This is a genomic window from Rhizobium leguminosarum bv. trifolii WSM2297 (assembly GCF_000271845.1).
In genome coordinates this window covers 652,346-667,313 of the sequence record NZ_JH719392.1, presented here as the reverse complement: position 1 = coordinate 667,313, position 14,968 = coordinate 652,346, and the positions used below count along the sequence as shown (strand labels likewise).

The window sequence follows — 14,968 nt, the reverse complement described above, 5'->3', positions numbered from 1 at the left end:
CTCGCGGTACCTTTCAGTGATCGACGGCGGCTCGGCATGTACTGATTTCTCTAAGGGAAGACGGACGTCCCGCTACGCCCATACCATACACTTATCAATCAGGTTTATATTGTGCTGTCAGCCTCGAACCTGACAGGTCCGACTAGAATGCGCGGCGTTACTCGGTATTCAAGCTGGCGCCGCTCAGTTATCAGGGCAAATCAGAATGGAATGGCAGGCACTACTTAACGCAACCGATCCATCGGATGTAGCGACATCCTTCGGCGAATTCCGGCTGTACCCGGGGCGTCACCTCCTTGTCAAAGATCAGGAGTCGGTAGCCGTCGGCTCGCGGGCGCTCGAAATTCTCATCGCGCTGACCGAGCGGCCGGGCGAGCTCGTGACGAAGGACGAACTGATTTCACGTGCGTGGCCGAACACGATAGTCGAAGAGTCAAACCTAAGAGCGCAGATCGCCGTGCTTCGTAAGGCACTGGGCGAAGACCAATCCGCTGCGCGATACATTGCCGCCGTCCCAGCGCGTGGCTACCGGTTCATCGCTCCGCTCTCCCGCTCCGAGGTCAAGATCCGCGCTGTCGAGGAGGCCGCGCCAAACAACCTTCCAAAGCAACTGACGCGACCGATCGGACGGGAGGAGGCAATCGGAATCCTTGAAGGTCGCGTTCAACGGTTTCGCCTGGTCACAGTTGTCGGTCCGGGCGGCATTGGAAAGACAACGGTCGGCATTCGCGTGGCGGAGGAACTCTCATCATCGTATCAACACGGCGTGTGCTTCATGGACTTGGCGCCACTGTCGCATCCTTCGTCACTTCCGTCGGTGCTGGCGTCACAGCTTCGGCTCCCGGAGATAACTGGCGATCCGATTTCCCTCGTGAGCGCGCACCTCCGTGACAAGCATATGCTTCTGGTGTTTGATAGTTGCGAGCTCGTTCTCGACGCCGCCGCGCGACTGGCGGAGACCTTGCTTCGGGAGGCCCCCGGCATCACCGTTCTGGCTACCAGTCGCGAGGCCTTGCGGGTGGAGGGCGAGAGCGTCTACAGGCTTCCGCCCCTCGATATGCCGCCGCTCGGCGCGGGCCTCACTGCGGCCGATGCATTGGCATTTCCAGCCATTCGCCTTTTTGTGGAGCGAGCGACTTCATCAGCAAGCGAGTACGCGTTCGATGACGATGAAGCTCCGATCGTCACCCATATATGTCGTCAGCTTGACGGCATTGCCCTCGCAATCGAGCTTGCCGCTGGTCGCGTTGAGGCTTTCGGTACGCGCGGAATAGCGGAGCTCCTCAATGATCGTCTACGATTGCTGACGGGTGGAAGGCGCACCGCTCTTCCACGCCACCAGACGTTGGCCGCCATGATCGACTGGAGCTATGGGGCGCTCTCCACGGACGAGCAAACGGTGCTGCGCGCCCTGGGGGTATTCGCTGGTGAATTCGGTCGCGAGGCTGCCGCCGCCGTTGCTTTCGATCCCGTCGTAAGCGAACGCGATGTACTCGGCCAACTTGCGCAACTCGTGGCAAAATCCCTTCTGGCTGTCGACACGCACGGCAAGGCAGCACGATACCGTTTGCTCGATACGACACGTGCTTTCGCACTGAGCAAGTTGCAGGAGGAAGGGGAGGTCGGACCAGTCGTACAACGCCTTGCGAAATACCTGTGCGAGGTTCTCGATCATTCGCACGAAGAAGTCGAAACGCTGTCGAGCGAGGAATGGCTTTACAAGTACGGTACGCATATCAACAACGTCCGCTATGTCCTGGATTGGGCATATTCGGATGACGGCGACACGGAGGTGGGCATCGCGGTGACGGTTGCCGCAGTTCCGCTGTGGTATCAATTGTCTCTGGTAGACGAGTGCCTGGCATGTGTGCAACGTGCGCTGCTCGGCGTCGATCCGGGGGAAAGGCGGGACGGGCGCGCCCGTCAGGTCATGCAGCTTTATAGAGCGCTTGGTCTGGCACAGGCCTTCAAAGTCGGATTCGCGCCACAGGCTCCGGCGGCCTTCGCCAAGGCGCTGGAAATTGCCGAAGACCTGGGAGACGTCGACGCTCAGGCAGAAGCCCTTTGGGGCTTATGGGTCGCACAAGTAGGCATGGGTGAATATCGAGCGTCGCGCGATAACGCGGATCGGTTCGTGAGGCTTGCTCAAAATGGCCTCGACAGGTTCATCGGCGACCGCATGCTGAGCATGACGCTCTTCTGCATGGGAGACTTCCGAGGTGCACGTCGCCACGCCGATCTCATGCTGGCGCACGACGTCTCCACGGACATTCCACCCGGTGGTTCGGTAAGGTTCAGGTTCGGTCAGTCCGTTTCCGCGCGAATACAGCCTGCTCAGCTCTTGTGGATGCAGGGCTTTCCGGATCAAGCCGTGCGAGCCGCCGAAACCGCCGTCGAGGCGGCGCGAACCTCCGGTCACGCGATCTCCCTCTGCGAATCTTTGGCCAGGTGGTCGTGCCCGATCCTCGTTCATGTCGGGGACCTTGCGGCGGCTGATTCCGCGATCACGGAACTACTCGACCTGGCGAAACTAAATGGGCTTGGTCCATGGGAGGTGTTCGGCCGCTGCTGGAAAGCGGCTCTGCTGATCCAGCGGGGACTTCCCGAAAGAGGCGTTCCGCTTCTCCGCAGTGGACTGACGGAACTGCGTCAGGTCAAGCTCTTCAACCTCTACAATGTCAGATTTGTCTGCTCCCTGGCCGAGGGTCTCGCCTCGCTTGGCGGGCACGCCGAAGCGCGCTCGCTCGTGGATGCGGCCATTGCTGCAAGCGAAGAGAAGGACGAACTCTGGTACATCACTGAGCTCTATCGTCTGAAGGGCGACATCCTTTTTCACCGCGGAGACGGCGACCTCGCCGAGCGGTGCTATCTCCATTCCGTGGAGCTGGCGCGACGGCAGGACGCGCTTTCGCTGGAGCTGAGAGGAGCCATAAGCCTGGCTCGCTCGTCCAGCGGGCGCGGCGATAGGATTGGCGCCCGGGAGCTTCTGGCCACGGTCTACGACCGTTTCAGCGAAGGTTTCGATACCGCTGACTTGAGGACGGCGAAGGCGATGCTGACCGAATATTCCTGATCACGACCTGTCATATCCGCACAGCCCGTCACAAGAATTCACTACGATTCACTGGCTGGTGACCGTGCTGGTCTGCCATCTTCTGCCCGTCGCCGAATTGTCGGCAGCGCAGCATGAAGGGCATACCGATGATGACCACCACTCCCACCGAAATGGACGCGCTCGTCCTCTCCGAAACGAACTCGGACTTTGTCCGGACCCGCATGGCCTGCCCGGCTCCTGCGGCGGGAGAGGTTCTCGTCCGCGTCAAGGCCAGCAGCGTCAACCCGCTCGATCTCAAAATCAAGAGCGGACAGGCTCCGCACGCCCGCCATCCATTGCCCGCCGTCCTCGGAATGGACCTAGCCGGGGTCGTCGAGGCAGTGGGTTCTGGCGTCACGGCATTCAAGCCGCAGGACGAGGTTTTCGGCCTGACTGGCGGGGTTGGCGGCCTGCAGGGTTCATTGGCGACTTTCGTCTCCGTCGATGCCGATCTGCTGGCACTCAAGCCAACCAACCTTACCATGCGCGAGGCCGCGGCACTGCCGCTGGTCTTCATCACCGCCTGGGAAGGGCTGGTTGATCGCGCAGTGGTGCAGGCACGACAAAAGGTACTCGTAATCGGTGCGGGCGGGGTCGGTCATGTGGCAATCCAGATCGCACGCGCCTTTGGAGCCGAGGTCTTCGCTGTAGACAAGGCCTCGAAGCAGAGGCAGATCGAAGAGCTGCGCGCGACTGCGATCGACCGCCATCAGACAACCGTCGAGGAGTACGTGAAGGACCACACGGGCGGACGCGGCTTCGACGTCGTCTATGATACCGTCGGCGGGGCGGGGATTGATGCCGCGTTCAACGCCGTGAGCAGGTTCGGCCACGTCGTCAGTTGTCTCGGATGGGGCACACATTCACTCGGACCGCTCTCCTTCCGGGCCGCAAGCTACTCGGGCGTGTTCACGCTCCTGCCGATCCTGACCGGAGAAGGCCGCGCCCACCACGGCACAATCCTGCGCGAGGCAAAACACCTTGCCGAAGCCGGAAAGATCACTCCTCTCCTCGACCCGCGCCGCTTCAGCTTCGAGACCGTTTCTGCAGCCTATGCCGAAGTCGAAAATCGCACTGCCAACGGAAAGATCGTCATCGACGTCGCCGACTAGGTGGGCGTCTCCCCCAGCCAAGGAAAAAGCTATGCCATTCGTAAACGTAAAGCTCGTCGACGGCGTCTTCACGCCAGAGGAAAAACACGCCATGGCCAAGGCGCTGACCGACGTCATGGTCAAGTTCGAAGGCTCGGAGGCCTTCCGCGAGGTCGTCTGGGTACTGATCGAGGAACTGCACACGGATGGCTGGCACATCGGCGGCAGGCCGTTCGAGGGGCCGAAGTCCTTGATGACTACTCTTTCGAAATCGAAAGACATCGTCGAGACGATCGACGGCAATCCGACCACGCGCAAAGAGTGGGCCGCGGCTGCGCCAGTCGTTGGCTGATCGCCCTGAGCCGGGGCGAACACAGAAGGCCGGATTCGCCCTCGCCGAGCCACCTCGCCGAAAAAGGGACAGGACCATGACTTCCAGAGAACATTTTCCGATACCCGACGCGACAAGACGCGAGGTTCTAATAGGGACCGCCGCCACCGCACTCGCCGCCCTGCCGCTGCAGGCACTTGCGGCCACGGCGTCTTCAAATCCAACCAATGCAAACATCGAAACCGGGAGTGAGATCATGAGCAGCATCACGACGAAAGACGGTGCGCAGATTTTCTACAAGGACTGGGGTTCCGGTCAGCCGATCGTCTTCCACCACGGCTGGCCTCTCAGCGCTGACGACTGGGACAACCAGATGCTGTTTTTCCTGGGTAAGGGGTTCCGGGTCATTGCGCATGACCGCAGGGGCCATGGCCGCTCGAGCCAGACGTCCGGTGGCAACGACATGGACACGTATGCAGCCGACGTGGCGGCCCTCGCCGAGGCTCTCGATCTCCGCGACGCCGTTCACATCGGCCATTCGACGGGCGGCGGTGAAGTCACCAGGTATGTGGCCAAACATGGCAAGGGCCGGGTCGCAAAAGCAGTCCTCATCTCCGCCATTCCTCCGGTCATGGTCAAGTCCGACAAGAACCCAGGCGGACTTCCGATCGAGGTCTTCGACGGCTACCGCGCGGCGTTGGCCGCCAACCGCGCGCAGCTCTACCTCGATATCGCGAGTGGGCCGTTCTATGGCTTCAACCGCCCCGGCGCGGCCGTCTCCGAAGGGACAATCCGCAATTGGTGGCGTCAGGGTATGATGGGCGGCGCAAATGCGCACTACGAATGCATCAAGGTCTTCTCCGAGACTGACTTCACGGAAGACCTGAAGGTCATCGACGTCCCGGTCCTCGTAATGCACGGCAGCGACGACCAGGTGGTTCCTATCGCCGGCTCCGCAGAGCTGTCGGTGAAGTTGCTCAAGAACGGGAAGCTCAAGGTCTATGACGGCTACCCGCACGGGATGTTCACAACGCACGCCGACGTGATCAACGCGGACCTCTTGGCCTTCATCAAGGCCTGACCGCTGGGCGGGCCGCGAGGCCCGCCTCTACCGCCAACTCCAGTTCGAAGCCGTCGGCTCGCTCGAGACCGGCTGCGGAAAGGTATGCCATGACATCCCAACACATGCTCTCGCGCCGTGGATTTTGCCTTTGCTGTATCGGGGCGGCGGGATTTGCCGCCACCGGAGGGTGGTTGAGCCCCCGCGACGCCTACGCCGAGGCACGGGGTCTGGTCAGCATCATAAAGGACAGCGCCGCCAAGTCCGTCATCTCCACCCACAAGCTGAGAAACGGCATTACCATTCTCGAAGGTTCCGGCGGCAACGTCGCGGTGCTGAGCGGCAAGGATGGCCTCGTCATGGTGGACGCGGGCATCAGCGTTTCGCGCAAGCAAATGACCAAGGCGCTCGCGGAAATCTCGCCAGCCCCCGTCACCTACCTGATCAATACGCACTGGCATTTCGACCATGCAGACGGGAACGCCTGGATCGGGTCCGGAGGAGCCAAGATCATAGCGCATGAAAACACCCGCAAGTATCTGTCGAAGGTCCAGCGGGTGGAAGACTGGGACTACAATTTCCTCCCGGTCGCGAAAAGCGGAGAGCCGCAGCATGTCTTCTCCAAGGAGCACACGCTCGAGCTGAACGGCGAAACCGCGCTCCTCAAATACTATGGTGCGGCCCATACCGATGGCGACATCTCAGTCATGTTCCGCGAGGCGGACGTCCTTCACGTCGGCGACACGTACTGGAACGGCATTTATCCGTTCATTGATCACTCGACGGGGGGCAGCATCGACGGAATGATCGCGGCATCGGAGGCGAATCTCGCCGCCTCCACCGACAAGACCATCATCATTCCGGGTCATGGAAATCCGGTGAGCAACCGAACCGAGTTGCGTGACTTCCGCGACATGCTGGTCGCTATCCGCGAGAACGTGGCAAAGCTCAAACGCCAGGGGCGCTCGCTCGACGAGGTGGTCGAGGCAAAGCCCACGTCGGCGTTCGATGCGAAGTGGGGTCAGTTCGTGATCGATCCAGCGTTCTTCACGAGGCTTGTCTACGCCGGCGTCTAGCTTCGACAGATTTCACCCAAGACGTCCCCGCGCTCCTCCCCAGTCCCTATGGGGCGCGTGCGGGACGCTTCCAGCGGCATCCCGGATTTATCCGCAGACTCAATCCACCCGAAGGAGACGACTATGTCGGAAACGAAAAGCGCGCTGTTCATCGATATTCCGGTTGAACTGCGAGAGGTGAAGTCGGTTCACAGCATCGGCGGTTTGGAGTTCGAAGGCGACTTGCCCGCGGCTCTGTTTCATCTTCAGTTGATCACGACGGACATCGCGAACTGGAAAGCATCGTCTGAAGTGGTCGTGGTGTTCCACACCAACGCGGGTCACGTCACGCTCGACGATGAGGCCTATAATTCGTCGCGCAACATCGCCACAGGCAACCCGTACAAGAAACTCGTCGCTGACCTCATGGATATTGGCGTCAAGGTCGAGCTTTGCGGCGCGACCGCAAGGGTCAACGGCTGGGGCAACGCGAATCTTCTGCCCGGCATCAAGGTCAATCTCGATGCCATGGCGCGAACCATACAGCTCGTGCAGCAGGGCTTCGTTAAGATCACCGAGTGACCTTTAGCCCATCCGGCCAGGACACAAAGCCCAAAGGAGAGTGCCATGCCTCAACTCCCATTCGGATTTCATTCAACGGCTTCGGACGTATTGAAAGGGATCGACCTGCATGGAAAAACGATGATCGTGACCGGAGGCGCGAGCGGAATAGGGACCGAGACGACGGCGGCGCTGGCCACCGCAGGGGCGTCCGTTGTCATCGCCGCCCGCCGTACGGACGCGGCCGAGGCGGTAGCTCGCAACCTCAGGGCCAGGACCGCGAACCCCAACATCCAAGTGCGGCCTCTCGATCTGTCCGATCTCGGATCAGTGACGCGTTTCCTGGATGACTGGGAAGGCCCGCTACACACGCTCGTCAACAACGCCGGCATCATGGCGCTGCCGGAACTGCAACGCACGTCCGAAGGATGGGAGATGCAGTTTGCAACGAACTTCCTAGGGCACTTCGCCCTGGCGTTGGGCCTCCGGCGATCCCTTGCCCTGGCCAACGGCGCGCGCGTCGTGTCCGTGAGTTCGAGCGGCAACCTTTTCGGCCCGGTCTTCTGGGACGACCCGCACTTTCGCTTCATGCCTTACGATCCGCTGCTGGCCTATGCGCAGTCGAAGACCGCCTGCACCCTCCTATCCGTTGGCATCACTGAACGATGGGACGACGACGGGATAAGTTCGAACGCGCTCAACCCCGGAGCTATCGCGACCAATCTGCAACGCCATACTGGCGGCCTCCGTACACCCGAGCATCTCCGCAAGACGCCCGAGGAAGGCGCGGCGACTACGGTGCTCCTGGCCGCTTCGCCTCTGGTGGAGGGAACGGGCGGGCGATATTTCGAAAACTGCGCCGAAGCTCCGGTGGTCGAAAGCCGCCCGGAGTCGCGGTTGGAGGGCGTGGCCGGGTATGCGCTCGACCGTGCCAACGCTGAAAGGCTTTGGGACGTGTCGCTCCGTCTTCTCGAGCCAGGGCGCTAGTCAGCACCGGGCACTCAGAGACTCGAAGTATGCCTTTCGTCGGCTCGAACGAGGCTAGCGTGTCCGGTTACGCGCTTGAACACCTTCTTGAATGCGATGTCCGAGCCATTCCGGTCTTGTGGCTACGGACAAAACTACGTGGGTAGGAGCTGACGGCCGACAGTGGCGGATCGCGAAGCTCGTACACCGTCGTTCCATTCTGGAAATCACGCCAAAGGAGGGCGTCCAATGACACAAACACCGATCGGAGTTGGCATCATCGGGGTACACCCCGACCGTGGCTGGGCATCGACTGCCCATGTTCCCGCGCTTCGGGACCTACCGCAGTTTCGACTTTCGGCGTTAAGTCACAACCGGATCGAAGTCGCACAGGCAGCGGCCCAGAAGTTCGGGTTCGATCACGCTGTCTCATCGACCGAGGAACTCGTGAGCCATCCCGATGTCGACCTGGTCGTCGTTACAGTCAGGGTGCCGGAGCACCTCCAGCTTGTGACCTCCGCCCTCGAGGCCGGGAAGTCGGTGTTCTCCGAATGGCCCCTCGGCATGAACCTCCGGGACGCGGAAGCCATGAACAGGCTTGCCGCCTCCAAGGGCGTTCGCACGATGATCGGCCTTCAGACCCGGGCAAACCCGACCATCAGGCACATTAGGAAGCTTGTCGCTGAAGGCTATGTCGGTGAGGTACTCTCCGCCACCGTGATCGGCTCCGGGATCACATGGGGAGAGGAACTCGAGGATGCCTTCCGGTATACGCTGGATCCCTCCAAAGGCGCGAGCATGGTGCACGTGCCGTTCGCGCATACGATGGATGCCCTTGCATTCGCATTGGACGATGAATTCATCAGCGCCTCGGCGACGCTGGTCACTCGTCGCGCGACGATAAGGATAGTCGAAAGCCAGGAGGCTGTTCCGCTCGCCGTCGCGGACCAGATCGCCTTTACTGGCAGACTTGCATCCGGCGCGCTGGTGATCAGTCACTTTCGTGGCGGGCTGTCGCGCGCGACAAATTTCCATCTGGAGATCAACGGAAGCAAGGGAGACCTGCTGCTGACCAGCCCGGTGGGCTATGTGGGCATCGGCGGGTTCAACCTCTCCGGTGCGCAAGTTGGCGAGAACCTCCATCCCATCCCCGTCCCAAGCGACTTTGGGCCAGATGACAATGTTCTGACCGGGAACGTCAAGAAACTATACGAACTCTTTGCCTCCGATCTGTTGTCGGGTACACGCCACGGGCCGACGTTCGAAAGCGCCGTTAAACTGCATCGGCTGATCAATGCGGTCGAAAAGAGCAGAGGGGCTTCCCACGAAATCTGAAGAAGATGCGCATTTTTCAACCGCGTCCAGTTCACGGTTCTCGGGCTAGTTCACGGGTATGGGCTGTTCAACAGTTGAATCGCTACCAGGCATTTTCTCAACCGGAGGGCGTGGTGCGGCGATCAAGAGAGTACCCGCATGCGCCGATAGGATAATGAGGCGAGAAACCGTGATCGCTTTCATGGTTCACTCCTTCTTCTGGAAGGAAGATTGTAACCGCGTTAGAGCACGGCGAATATTTATCCAAAATGCTTATCTCAACATTCAAACCTGCTGGAGCCCGCCTGTCCGCGAGCGCCAGGGTAGGCTCGCCAGCTAGTCGCACCAGTCGTTCCGCTGCCCTGGCGCCCAGGTCCGCGCAAACCCTTCTCCCAGCAGCTTCTTGCCGATTTCTTCACCATTCGTTCGATAGACGTTGACCAGCGGCCGGTGCGCTTGTGTCTTGTCCACCGTGCCGCTGAACATCACCCGCAAGCCCTTTTCAGCCAAAAGCTCTTTCAGCCGCCCTTTGGCAATGAGCGCTAACTTCCGTTCCTTGATGCACCTCGCGTGTGAACCGATCTCCGGCGTGTCGATCCCAGAGACGAACGGAACACCTTTCCCCATCAGTCGCATGTTTTGCCCATCGCATTTTACCGTGTCGCCGTCGGCGACGGTCAGCGTGGCGCAGACAATGAGCCCTGCTATCATTGAATGATTTTCCCACCCCCGGGCGCATCGAGGATCTTTCAATACGTCAAAAGGACGCCCCGATCGTCCTTTGAGCAATCTGGCAAACGCACATCGTCAGAACTAAGCTTTTACGGGTTCGTGTTTGGAGCAGTGGCATGGAGCTGGTCGAATACTGCCTGCACAAGCTTGGAAGCTTTTTTTACGGCACTTACTATCTGAATGGTAGAGCAATGGCGCTCAGTTTCGCCATTTCCATTGGCCTGGTTCTGACGGTTTTCGCGGTGGAGCTCAGCTATGTGGGGTTCGGCAATTCCGGGTTCCGTCGGGTTTTCTTCGAACGCAGCAAATCCACAATCACCGACATCGTCTATTTCGTCCTTCAGGCGACGGGAATGATTACGCTATTCGCGGCGCTCGCATCATTTGGTCTGTCATATGCCATCACCCACGCGGCTCAGGATGCCCCCCACCTGGACCTTGCCCGGAGGCTGCCAGGCTGGGCACATGTTCTCTTGTTCCTGGTGCTGTCAGACTTCTTGAGCTACTGGCAGCATCGGTTCATGCACCGGCTGCCCGTACTATGGCGGCTGCACGAATTTCACCACGCAGCCGAAGAGTTCAACGCGCTAACTTCGTCGCGGGAGCATCCGCTGGAGAAGGCCATAAACATGGCCATTATGGTCGTTCCGGCGCTGCTTATCGGCCTGCCAACGGCCGAATTCGCCGTCGTGACCATCACCTTTGGCGCCATTGGTCTGGTCAAGCACAGTGCCATCCCCTGGCATGGCTGGTTTGGCAAATACGTGATCCAGTCACCACGCGACCACTTCATCCATCACTCCCGAGTGCGGGAACATCACGACAAGAATTTCGCCAATTATTTCCCGATCTGGGATCATTTGTTCGGCACCTATTACGAGGGCGATGCAGACGGTGCAAAGCTCGGTCTGGACCGCGACTACTTCAACCAAACCGATCCGTTCCGCGAAAGCATCGCCACGGAAATCCGTTTCTTCCAACGCGCCGGGCAAGCTGCCAAGGCCAAGTGCGGCATAAGCCCCATAAGCGGAAAACCTGTCTCGCCGCTGGGGCTATCGGGCCCGGAACAGCGCCGGTAGCGCGAAGCTGGCATCGCTCTATTGTGATAAGCGGCAGCTTTCTGGAATCCACGAACTAGCTCCGATTGACAGAAATGGGCGATTCCAGCCGCCGCTTCCGCTCCAACAAACAGGGGTTTAAAGCGTTGTGGAGCCGATCGCAAAGCCGTTGGAAAGGCCGCCGAATTCACGATAGCGCTGTTCATCGCCGGCATGGTTTCCGGTCTCGGCCTGACGCTGGCGATGGTCTGGAAAGCATGCGAGCAGCACGGTCGCAGCGCTGAAAATGGCGGTTCATCCAGTTTTGTCACTATGTAAAATTGAATGGCGATGACTTGAATGGGGAGTATACTGCCCTCCATCGGTCGCATTAACTGATGGTAGTGGTCGCTTGGGAGTGCATTTTCGGAGGAGCACCGAGATGTTGCTTGCCCTTATATCCCTTACAGATTTCGAAATCGAACTCGTTACTTCCGCGGTTCGCGAGTGGTGCCGTTTGCATCATCGCGACATTGATAGCAGCGATGGACGTAGAGCTCTCACGGTTGCGGTCGATCTGGTCCAATCCAAACACACTGAGGAATGTCTTCTCCCGGAATTGACCCAGCGCCTTGCCCCGCCCAGCGCGACCCCTCCCCAAAACGCACATGTGGTCAGTGACCGAACGAGAGCGTCCTGAGAACGTCTTTCTGCTCCGGGGTGCACAACCAGCCCGGCGATCATCTTGGACCACTCCACCCCTTGTTTTTGTTCCAATAGGAAAATGCTGCGCACCAAGTCATCGCCGGGATGGTTTCCGGTCTCGGGTGGCGCTGGCGATCGTCTAGCAACCCTTCAAATCATTCCAGGCGATCACCGCCCGCCACGCCTCGTGCTCGCGCTGGCTGGCGGGGCTGCGGAAAAATGGCCGAGACTCCAGAATGACTTTCTCCTCGCATTTCAGGCACGCGACTTCCGGCGCAGGCTCATAGAGCACTCTCCCCAAGCCGCCGCAGCTGCACCGTCCCAGCCGGGGTATGGTGTCCTCGCACACCACTGGGCGCTGTCCCTTGAGTTCAGCGATCATCCTTGCTTCCTCGACCTCCGTTGTGCCGCATCAACCGGTGGTAATATTGCTCGACCCTACGCATAGCCTCGCTCGGTTCAACTTCGATTCCTTGATGTGGGATCACCCGTTGACGGACTTGCGGGCCAATGCCGCTCCAATGCCATTGGCCACTCTTCGGGCCGCCAAATCTCCATCCGAATCCTCCCGATGATTACCTCCCCGTCATAGCCCAGCCAGTCGAGTCAGTCGGCTGGTTGGACTCGTCGATCTTGGTGCCGCGCCATTGGTAGAGGGGTTGGTATCGAGTTGGCATGTCCTGGAACATCGGCCCAGCCGGCCGAATGATCAACCAGGGTGAATTGCTTTTTAAGCTTCTTCGCGCAGCCGATCAAACACCTCCGGCAGGACGGTGACCACCGGTTAAAAAAACCCCCGCGAGAGCGGGGATCAGTAGTAGGGGTGTTTTGTAGGCATAACGCCTCGCGGCGATGCAAATACTATTATGCACTCTTTACAAATGGTTTCAATAAATATTACTTTTGCAAGCGCATGTTTTTCCATCTATATTATGAAAGGCTAAAAAGAGGACTGTATGGTTCGTCAATAAGACACAAAAAAATGATATCCAGAGGATAATATAACTATAATTTGCATTGATATTTGGTATTGTTAGTTCGGCCGCTCAGCGATAACTTGCTAAACCCTAAGCAAATAGTCTCCTGTACGTTGGGCGGCCATCAATCGCTCAGTTGGTCGTTCGCCCAATGATTGCTGGATTGAACATGCGTCTTCGTGCGCCGGCCTGTCGCTACCTCCTCCTGGAGTTGCCAACCGGCCTTCGGTTTGGGCCACCCCTTCTTTGCTGCCCGGAAATCGGCTTCTATTTCGGCTTTCGCCTTTGCTGCCGTCGGGCCACTTGCCCAGACGGTTATGCGCATTCGGCCCGCTCTGAAAACAAAGCGGCGCTCGGTGGCGTTCTTGCCGGCGCTATATCCTGCGCGAAAGCAAACGCGCGCAGCCGACGAGGTAACGCTGTCGCGGAAAGACCCTGGTTGCGACCGCCACCAGTCGTTAAATGCCACATCGAAGGCCACGGTTTTGAGTTGATCACGGTCAAGCATATCAATCTCGCTCGTAGCTCGGACGCCACCCCCGCGTGATACCACGGCCCATGGCGCCTTCGGTCAATACTAGCTGCCAGCGAAGGTAGCGAATGTCACCGAGCAGCGTTGCTATCGCAGCTTGCACATCGCCTTTGTGATAAGCAAGCACCTCCGCAATTTCATCGTCCACGGCTTCGCCGATCGGCTGCTCCCGCATATCCGTGCTCCATACTTGCTGTTATCAGACGCCGGCCGCTCGCCGATGTTCTTATTATGTTCACATGAGGAGCGGAGTCAACAATCTATCGTGACGCAATTGTTTTGAGGATTGCTGTGCTAGCAAAAATGCCCCGCCGAAACGAGGCATTTGACCGAAAGAGGAAAGGACGAGACCGCGCGGGGGGCGGGCGATGTTGAGAGGCTTGCGAGCGCAGGACTCTCTCGCGCGGTCCCTACGAAATAACAACAGAAAACCTGTCTGGTTCCTGTACGCTTTCGGACAGAATTACGTGCCCTTCGATATCGTCGGCGATGTCAGGCTAGAAAATCGGCGCCCTATTCTATGATGGCCGGTGATTGGGCTTCAGGGCCAATAGGAGGCGTCCTCGTCTGCACACTCTTCAGGGCTCAAGCCATCAGCATGGAGCGATAGCCAATAAGCTCGCGCAACGGTCCGCGCATATTCAGAGGGTTCCTTGCCAAACGGCAAGCCTTTCTCGGCCGAGAGCTCCCAAATCCGTTTTGTGAAAAGGACGGTGAATTTGTCTTCGTCCAGCATCTGCAAAAAAACAGAACCTCCGCACCCGCATCGAGGCCCTCTCACATCGGGGGCCGCGCAGAAGGGGTAGGAGAAGGAGTTGACCATTGCCCTCTGCGCGGCCCGAACCCCGTGGAGGGGGTAGATCGCAAACAGCGCAGGGCAACGCTATCTGACGATCCGAGTAGTTAACTACAATGGGAGGCGGCGGTTCCTGGACAGTTACGCACCCTTTGCCGCCTTGAGGGTGGCCGGCCTCGGCGGACCGCACGGCCACTGCGAACAGGGGTGCAGCAGTACAAGATACTGAAGCCGCGCGGTCCGTCGTCGAAACCCATAACTACCTGAATAGGTTCCCGGATCACGAGTCGACCGCGAACAAAAAAGCCCCGCTGGTTTGAAATGACCCCCGAAAGCTGGACACCCAACTTCGGGGTCAGTTCAGGTTGGCGGGGCTAGTTTGTTCAGACGGAAAGGTGGCTGCGCCATAGCTGCTGGGGAGCGGACCAAAGCGCATCCTCGCACCAAACCCGCCACCTAAAAGAGCGCGTTCGGCTGATCGGCGCACGAGGGGCACGCCGGCGAATTCGGCCAGAAGCTTGTGCGGTCCGCCCACACCCATGCGGCTCGCTCTGCCGGCCGCAAGCAGGATGATCGCGACGGACATCGGCTCGGGCGACCGCCCCGAATTGCAGGGATCATCAGACATTCTCTCGTAGTTGATGGTCGCCGGCTTCTTCTTCATATCGGTCGTCGGCACCATCAAAAACCGCCGGGTACTGCCCGATCATATCGATG

At 59.3% G+C, this 14,968-nt stretch carries 12 protein-coding genes and 2 pseudogenes; 9 read left to right on the top strand and 5 right to left on the bottom strand.

Annotated features, from left to right (window positions below; all coding sequences use genetic code 11):
* The first annotated feature begins 205 nt into the window (after positions 1 to 205).
* The 8 genes from RLEG4DRAFT_RS59105 to RLEG4DRAFT_RS59070 all read left to right on the top strand — a co-directional run bounded on the left by RLEG4DRAFT_RS59105 (position 206) and on the right by RLEG4DRAFT_RS59070 (position 9,493).
* Complete coding sequence (locus RLEG4DRAFT_RS59105) at positions 206 to 3,073, top strand: ATP-binding protein (protein WP_003574562.1); 2,868 nt, start codon at positions 206 to 208, stop codon at positions 3,071 to 3,073.
* Positions 3,074 to 3,201: 128 nt separating this feature from the next.
* Positions 3,202 to 4,206, top strand: a complete 1,005-nt coding sequence (locus RLEG4DRAFT_RS59100; RefSeq protein WP_003574563.1) for a zinc-dependent alcohol dehydrogenase family protein — start codon at positions 3,202 to 3,204, stop codon at positions 4,204 to 4,206.
* Positions 4,207 to 4,237: 31 nt separating this feature from the next.
* Positions 4,238 to 4,537 carry a tautomerase family protein gene (locus RLEG4DRAFT_RS59095; RefSeq protein WP_003574564.1) on the top strand — a complete coding sequence of 100 codons (300 nt, stop codon included), beginning with the start codon at positions 4,238 to 4,240 and terminating at the stop codon, positions 4,535 to 4,537.
* A 235-nt stretch (positions 4,538 to 4,772) separates the two neighbouring features.
* The gene (locus tag RLEG4DRAFT_RS59090; protein ID WP_037093120.1) at positions 4,773 to 5,597 is read left to right on the top strand and encodes an alpha/beta fold hydrolase; all 825 of its coding nucleotides are present in this window, start codon (positions 4,773 to 4,775) and stop codon (positions 5,595 to 5,597) included.
* Positions 5,598 to 5,686: 89 nt separating this feature from the next.
* Positions 5,687 to 6,652: an MBL fold metallo-hydrolase gene (locus RLEG4DRAFT_RS59085; protein ID WP_003574566.1), complete on the top strand. Its 966-nt coding sequence runs from the start codon at positions 5,687 to 5,689 to the stop codon at positions 6,650 to 6,652.
* A 123-nt stretch (positions 6,653 to 6,775) separates the two neighbouring features.
* Positions 6,776 to 7,213 (top strand): DsrE family protein, encoded by a 438-nt coding sequence (locus RLEG4DRAFT_RS59080; RefSeq protein ID WP_003574567.1) that lies wholly within the window; start codon positions 6,776 to 6,778, stop codon positions 7,211 to 7,213.
* 120 nt (positions 7,214 to 7,333) lie between these two features.
* Positions 7,334 to 8,179 carry an SDR family NAD(P)-dependent oxidoreductase gene (locus tag RLEG4DRAFT_RS59075; RefSeq protein ID WP_037093098.1) on the top strand — a complete coding sequence of 282 codons (846 nt, stop codon included), beginning with the start codon at positions 7,334 to 7,336 and terminating at the stop codon, positions 8,177 to 8,179.
* Between the two features lie 228 nt (positions 8,180 to 8,407).
* Positions 8,408 to 9,493 (top strand): Gfo/Idh/MocA family protein, encoded by a 1,086-nt coding sequence (locus RLEG4DRAFT_RS59070; RefSeq protein ID WP_003574572.1) that lies wholly within the window; start codon positions 8,408 to 8,410, stop codon positions 9,491 to 9,493.
* Between the two features lie 315 nt (positions 9,494 to 9,808).
* On the opposite strand, the gene RLEG4DRAFT_RS59065 is transcribed toward RLEG4DRAFT_RS59070, so the two are convergent.
* Complete coding sequence (locus tag RLEG4DRAFT_RS59065; protein ID WP_003574574.1) at positions 9,809 to 10,183, bottom strand: thermonuclease family protein; 375 nt, start codon at positions 10,181 to 10,183, stop codon at positions 9,809 to 9,811.
* Positions 10,184 to 10,320: 137 nt separating this feature from the next.
* Between RLEG4DRAFT_RS59065 and RLEG4DRAFT_RS59060 the strand changes: the two genes are divergently transcribed.
* On the top strand, positions 10,321 to 11,283 hold the full coding sequence (locus RLEG4DRAFT_RS59060; RefSeq protein ID WP_003574576.1) for a sterol desaturase family protein: 963 nt from the start codon (positions 10,321 to 10,323) through the stop codon (positions 11,281 to 11,283).
* An 802-nt stretch (positions 11,284 to 12,085) separates the two neighbouring features.
* Here RLEG4DRAFT_RS59060 and RLEG4DRAFT_RS59055 read toward each other — a convergent pair.
* The 4 genes and pseudogenes from RLEG4DRAFT_RS59055 to RLEG4DRAFT_RS59040 all read right to left on the bottom strand — a co-directional run.
* Complete coding sequence (locus RLEG4DRAFT_RS59055; RefSeq protein ID WP_003574580.1) at positions 12,086 to 12,328, bottom strand: hypothetical protein; 243 nt, start codon at positions 12,326 to 12,328, stop codon at positions 12,086 to 12,088.
* A 794-nt stretch (positions 12,329 to 13,122) separates the two neighbouring features.
* A pseudogene (locus RLEG4DRAFT_RS59050) lies at positions 13,123 to 13,431 on the bottom strand (hypothetical protein); the annotation flags it as partial.
* 1 nt (position 13,432) lies between these two features.
* Positions 13,433 to 13,630 (bottom strand): CUE domain-containing protein, encoded by a 198-nt coding sequence (locus tag RLEG4DRAFT_RS59045; RefSeq protein WP_003574583.1) that lies wholly within the window; start codon positions 13,628 to 13,630, stop codon positions 13,433 to 13,435.
* 1,081 nt (positions 13,631 to 14,711) lie between these two features.
* Positions 14,712 to 14,837 (bottom strand): annotated as a pseudogene (locus RLEG4DRAFT_RS59040) (NTP transferase domain-containing protein); the annotation flags it as partial.
* Positions 14,838 to 14,968: the final 131 nt, after the last annotated feature.

Bases quoted from the DNA above. Each gene is read 5' to 3' on its own strand.
- RLEG4DRAFT_RS59100 (WP_003574563.1), top strand. From the start codon at position 3,202: ATGATGACCACCACTCCCACCGAAATGGACGCGCTCGTCCTCTCCGAA.
- RLEG4DRAFT_RS59095 (WP_003574564.1), top strand. From the start codon at position 4,238: ATGCCATTCGTAAACGTAAAGCTCGTCGACGGCGTCTTCACGCCAGAG.
- RLEG4DRAFT_RS59060 (WP_003574576.1), top strand. From the start codon at position 10,321: ATGGAGCTGGTCGAATACTGCCTGCACAAGCTTGGAAGCTTTTTTTAC.
- RLEG4DRAFT_RS59080 (WP_003574567.1), top strand. From the start codon at position 6,776: ATGTCGGAAACGAAAAGCGCGCTGTTCATCGATATTCCGGTTGAACTG.
- RLEG4DRAFT_RS59065 (WP_003574574.1), bottom strand. From the start codon at position 10,183: ATGATAGCAGGGCTCATTGTCTGCGCCACGCTGACCGTCGCCGACGGC.
- RLEG4DRAFT_RS59105 (WP_003574562.1), top strand. From the start codon at position 206: ATGGAATGGCAGGCACTACTTAACGCAACCGATCCATCGGATGTAGCG.
- RLEG4DRAFT_RS59075 (WP_037093098.1), top strand. From the start codon at position 7,334: ATGATCGTGACCGGAGGCGCGAGCGGAATAGGGACCGAGACGACGGCG.
- RLEG4DRAFT_RS59085 (WP_003574566.1), top strand. From the start codon at position 5,687: ATGACATCCCAACACATGCTCTCGCGCCGTGGATTTTGCCTTTGCTGT.
- RLEG4DRAFT_RS59090 (WP_037093120.1), top strand. From the start codon at position 4,773: ATGAGCAGCATCACGACGAAAGACGGTGCGCAGATTTTCTACAAGGAC.
- RLEG4DRAFT_RS59070 (WP_003574572.1), top strand. From the start codon at position 8,408: ATGACACAAACACCGATCGGAGTTGGCATCATCGGGGTACACCCCGAC.
- RLEG4DRAFT_RS59045 (WP_003574583.1), bottom strand. From the start codon at position 13,630: ATGCGGGAGCAGCCGATCGGCGAAGCCGTGGACGATGAAATTGCGGAG.
- RLEG4DRAFT_RS59055 (WP_003574580.1), bottom strand. From the start codon at position 12,328: ATGATCGCTGAACTCAAGGGACAGCGCCCAGTGGTGTGCGAGGACACC.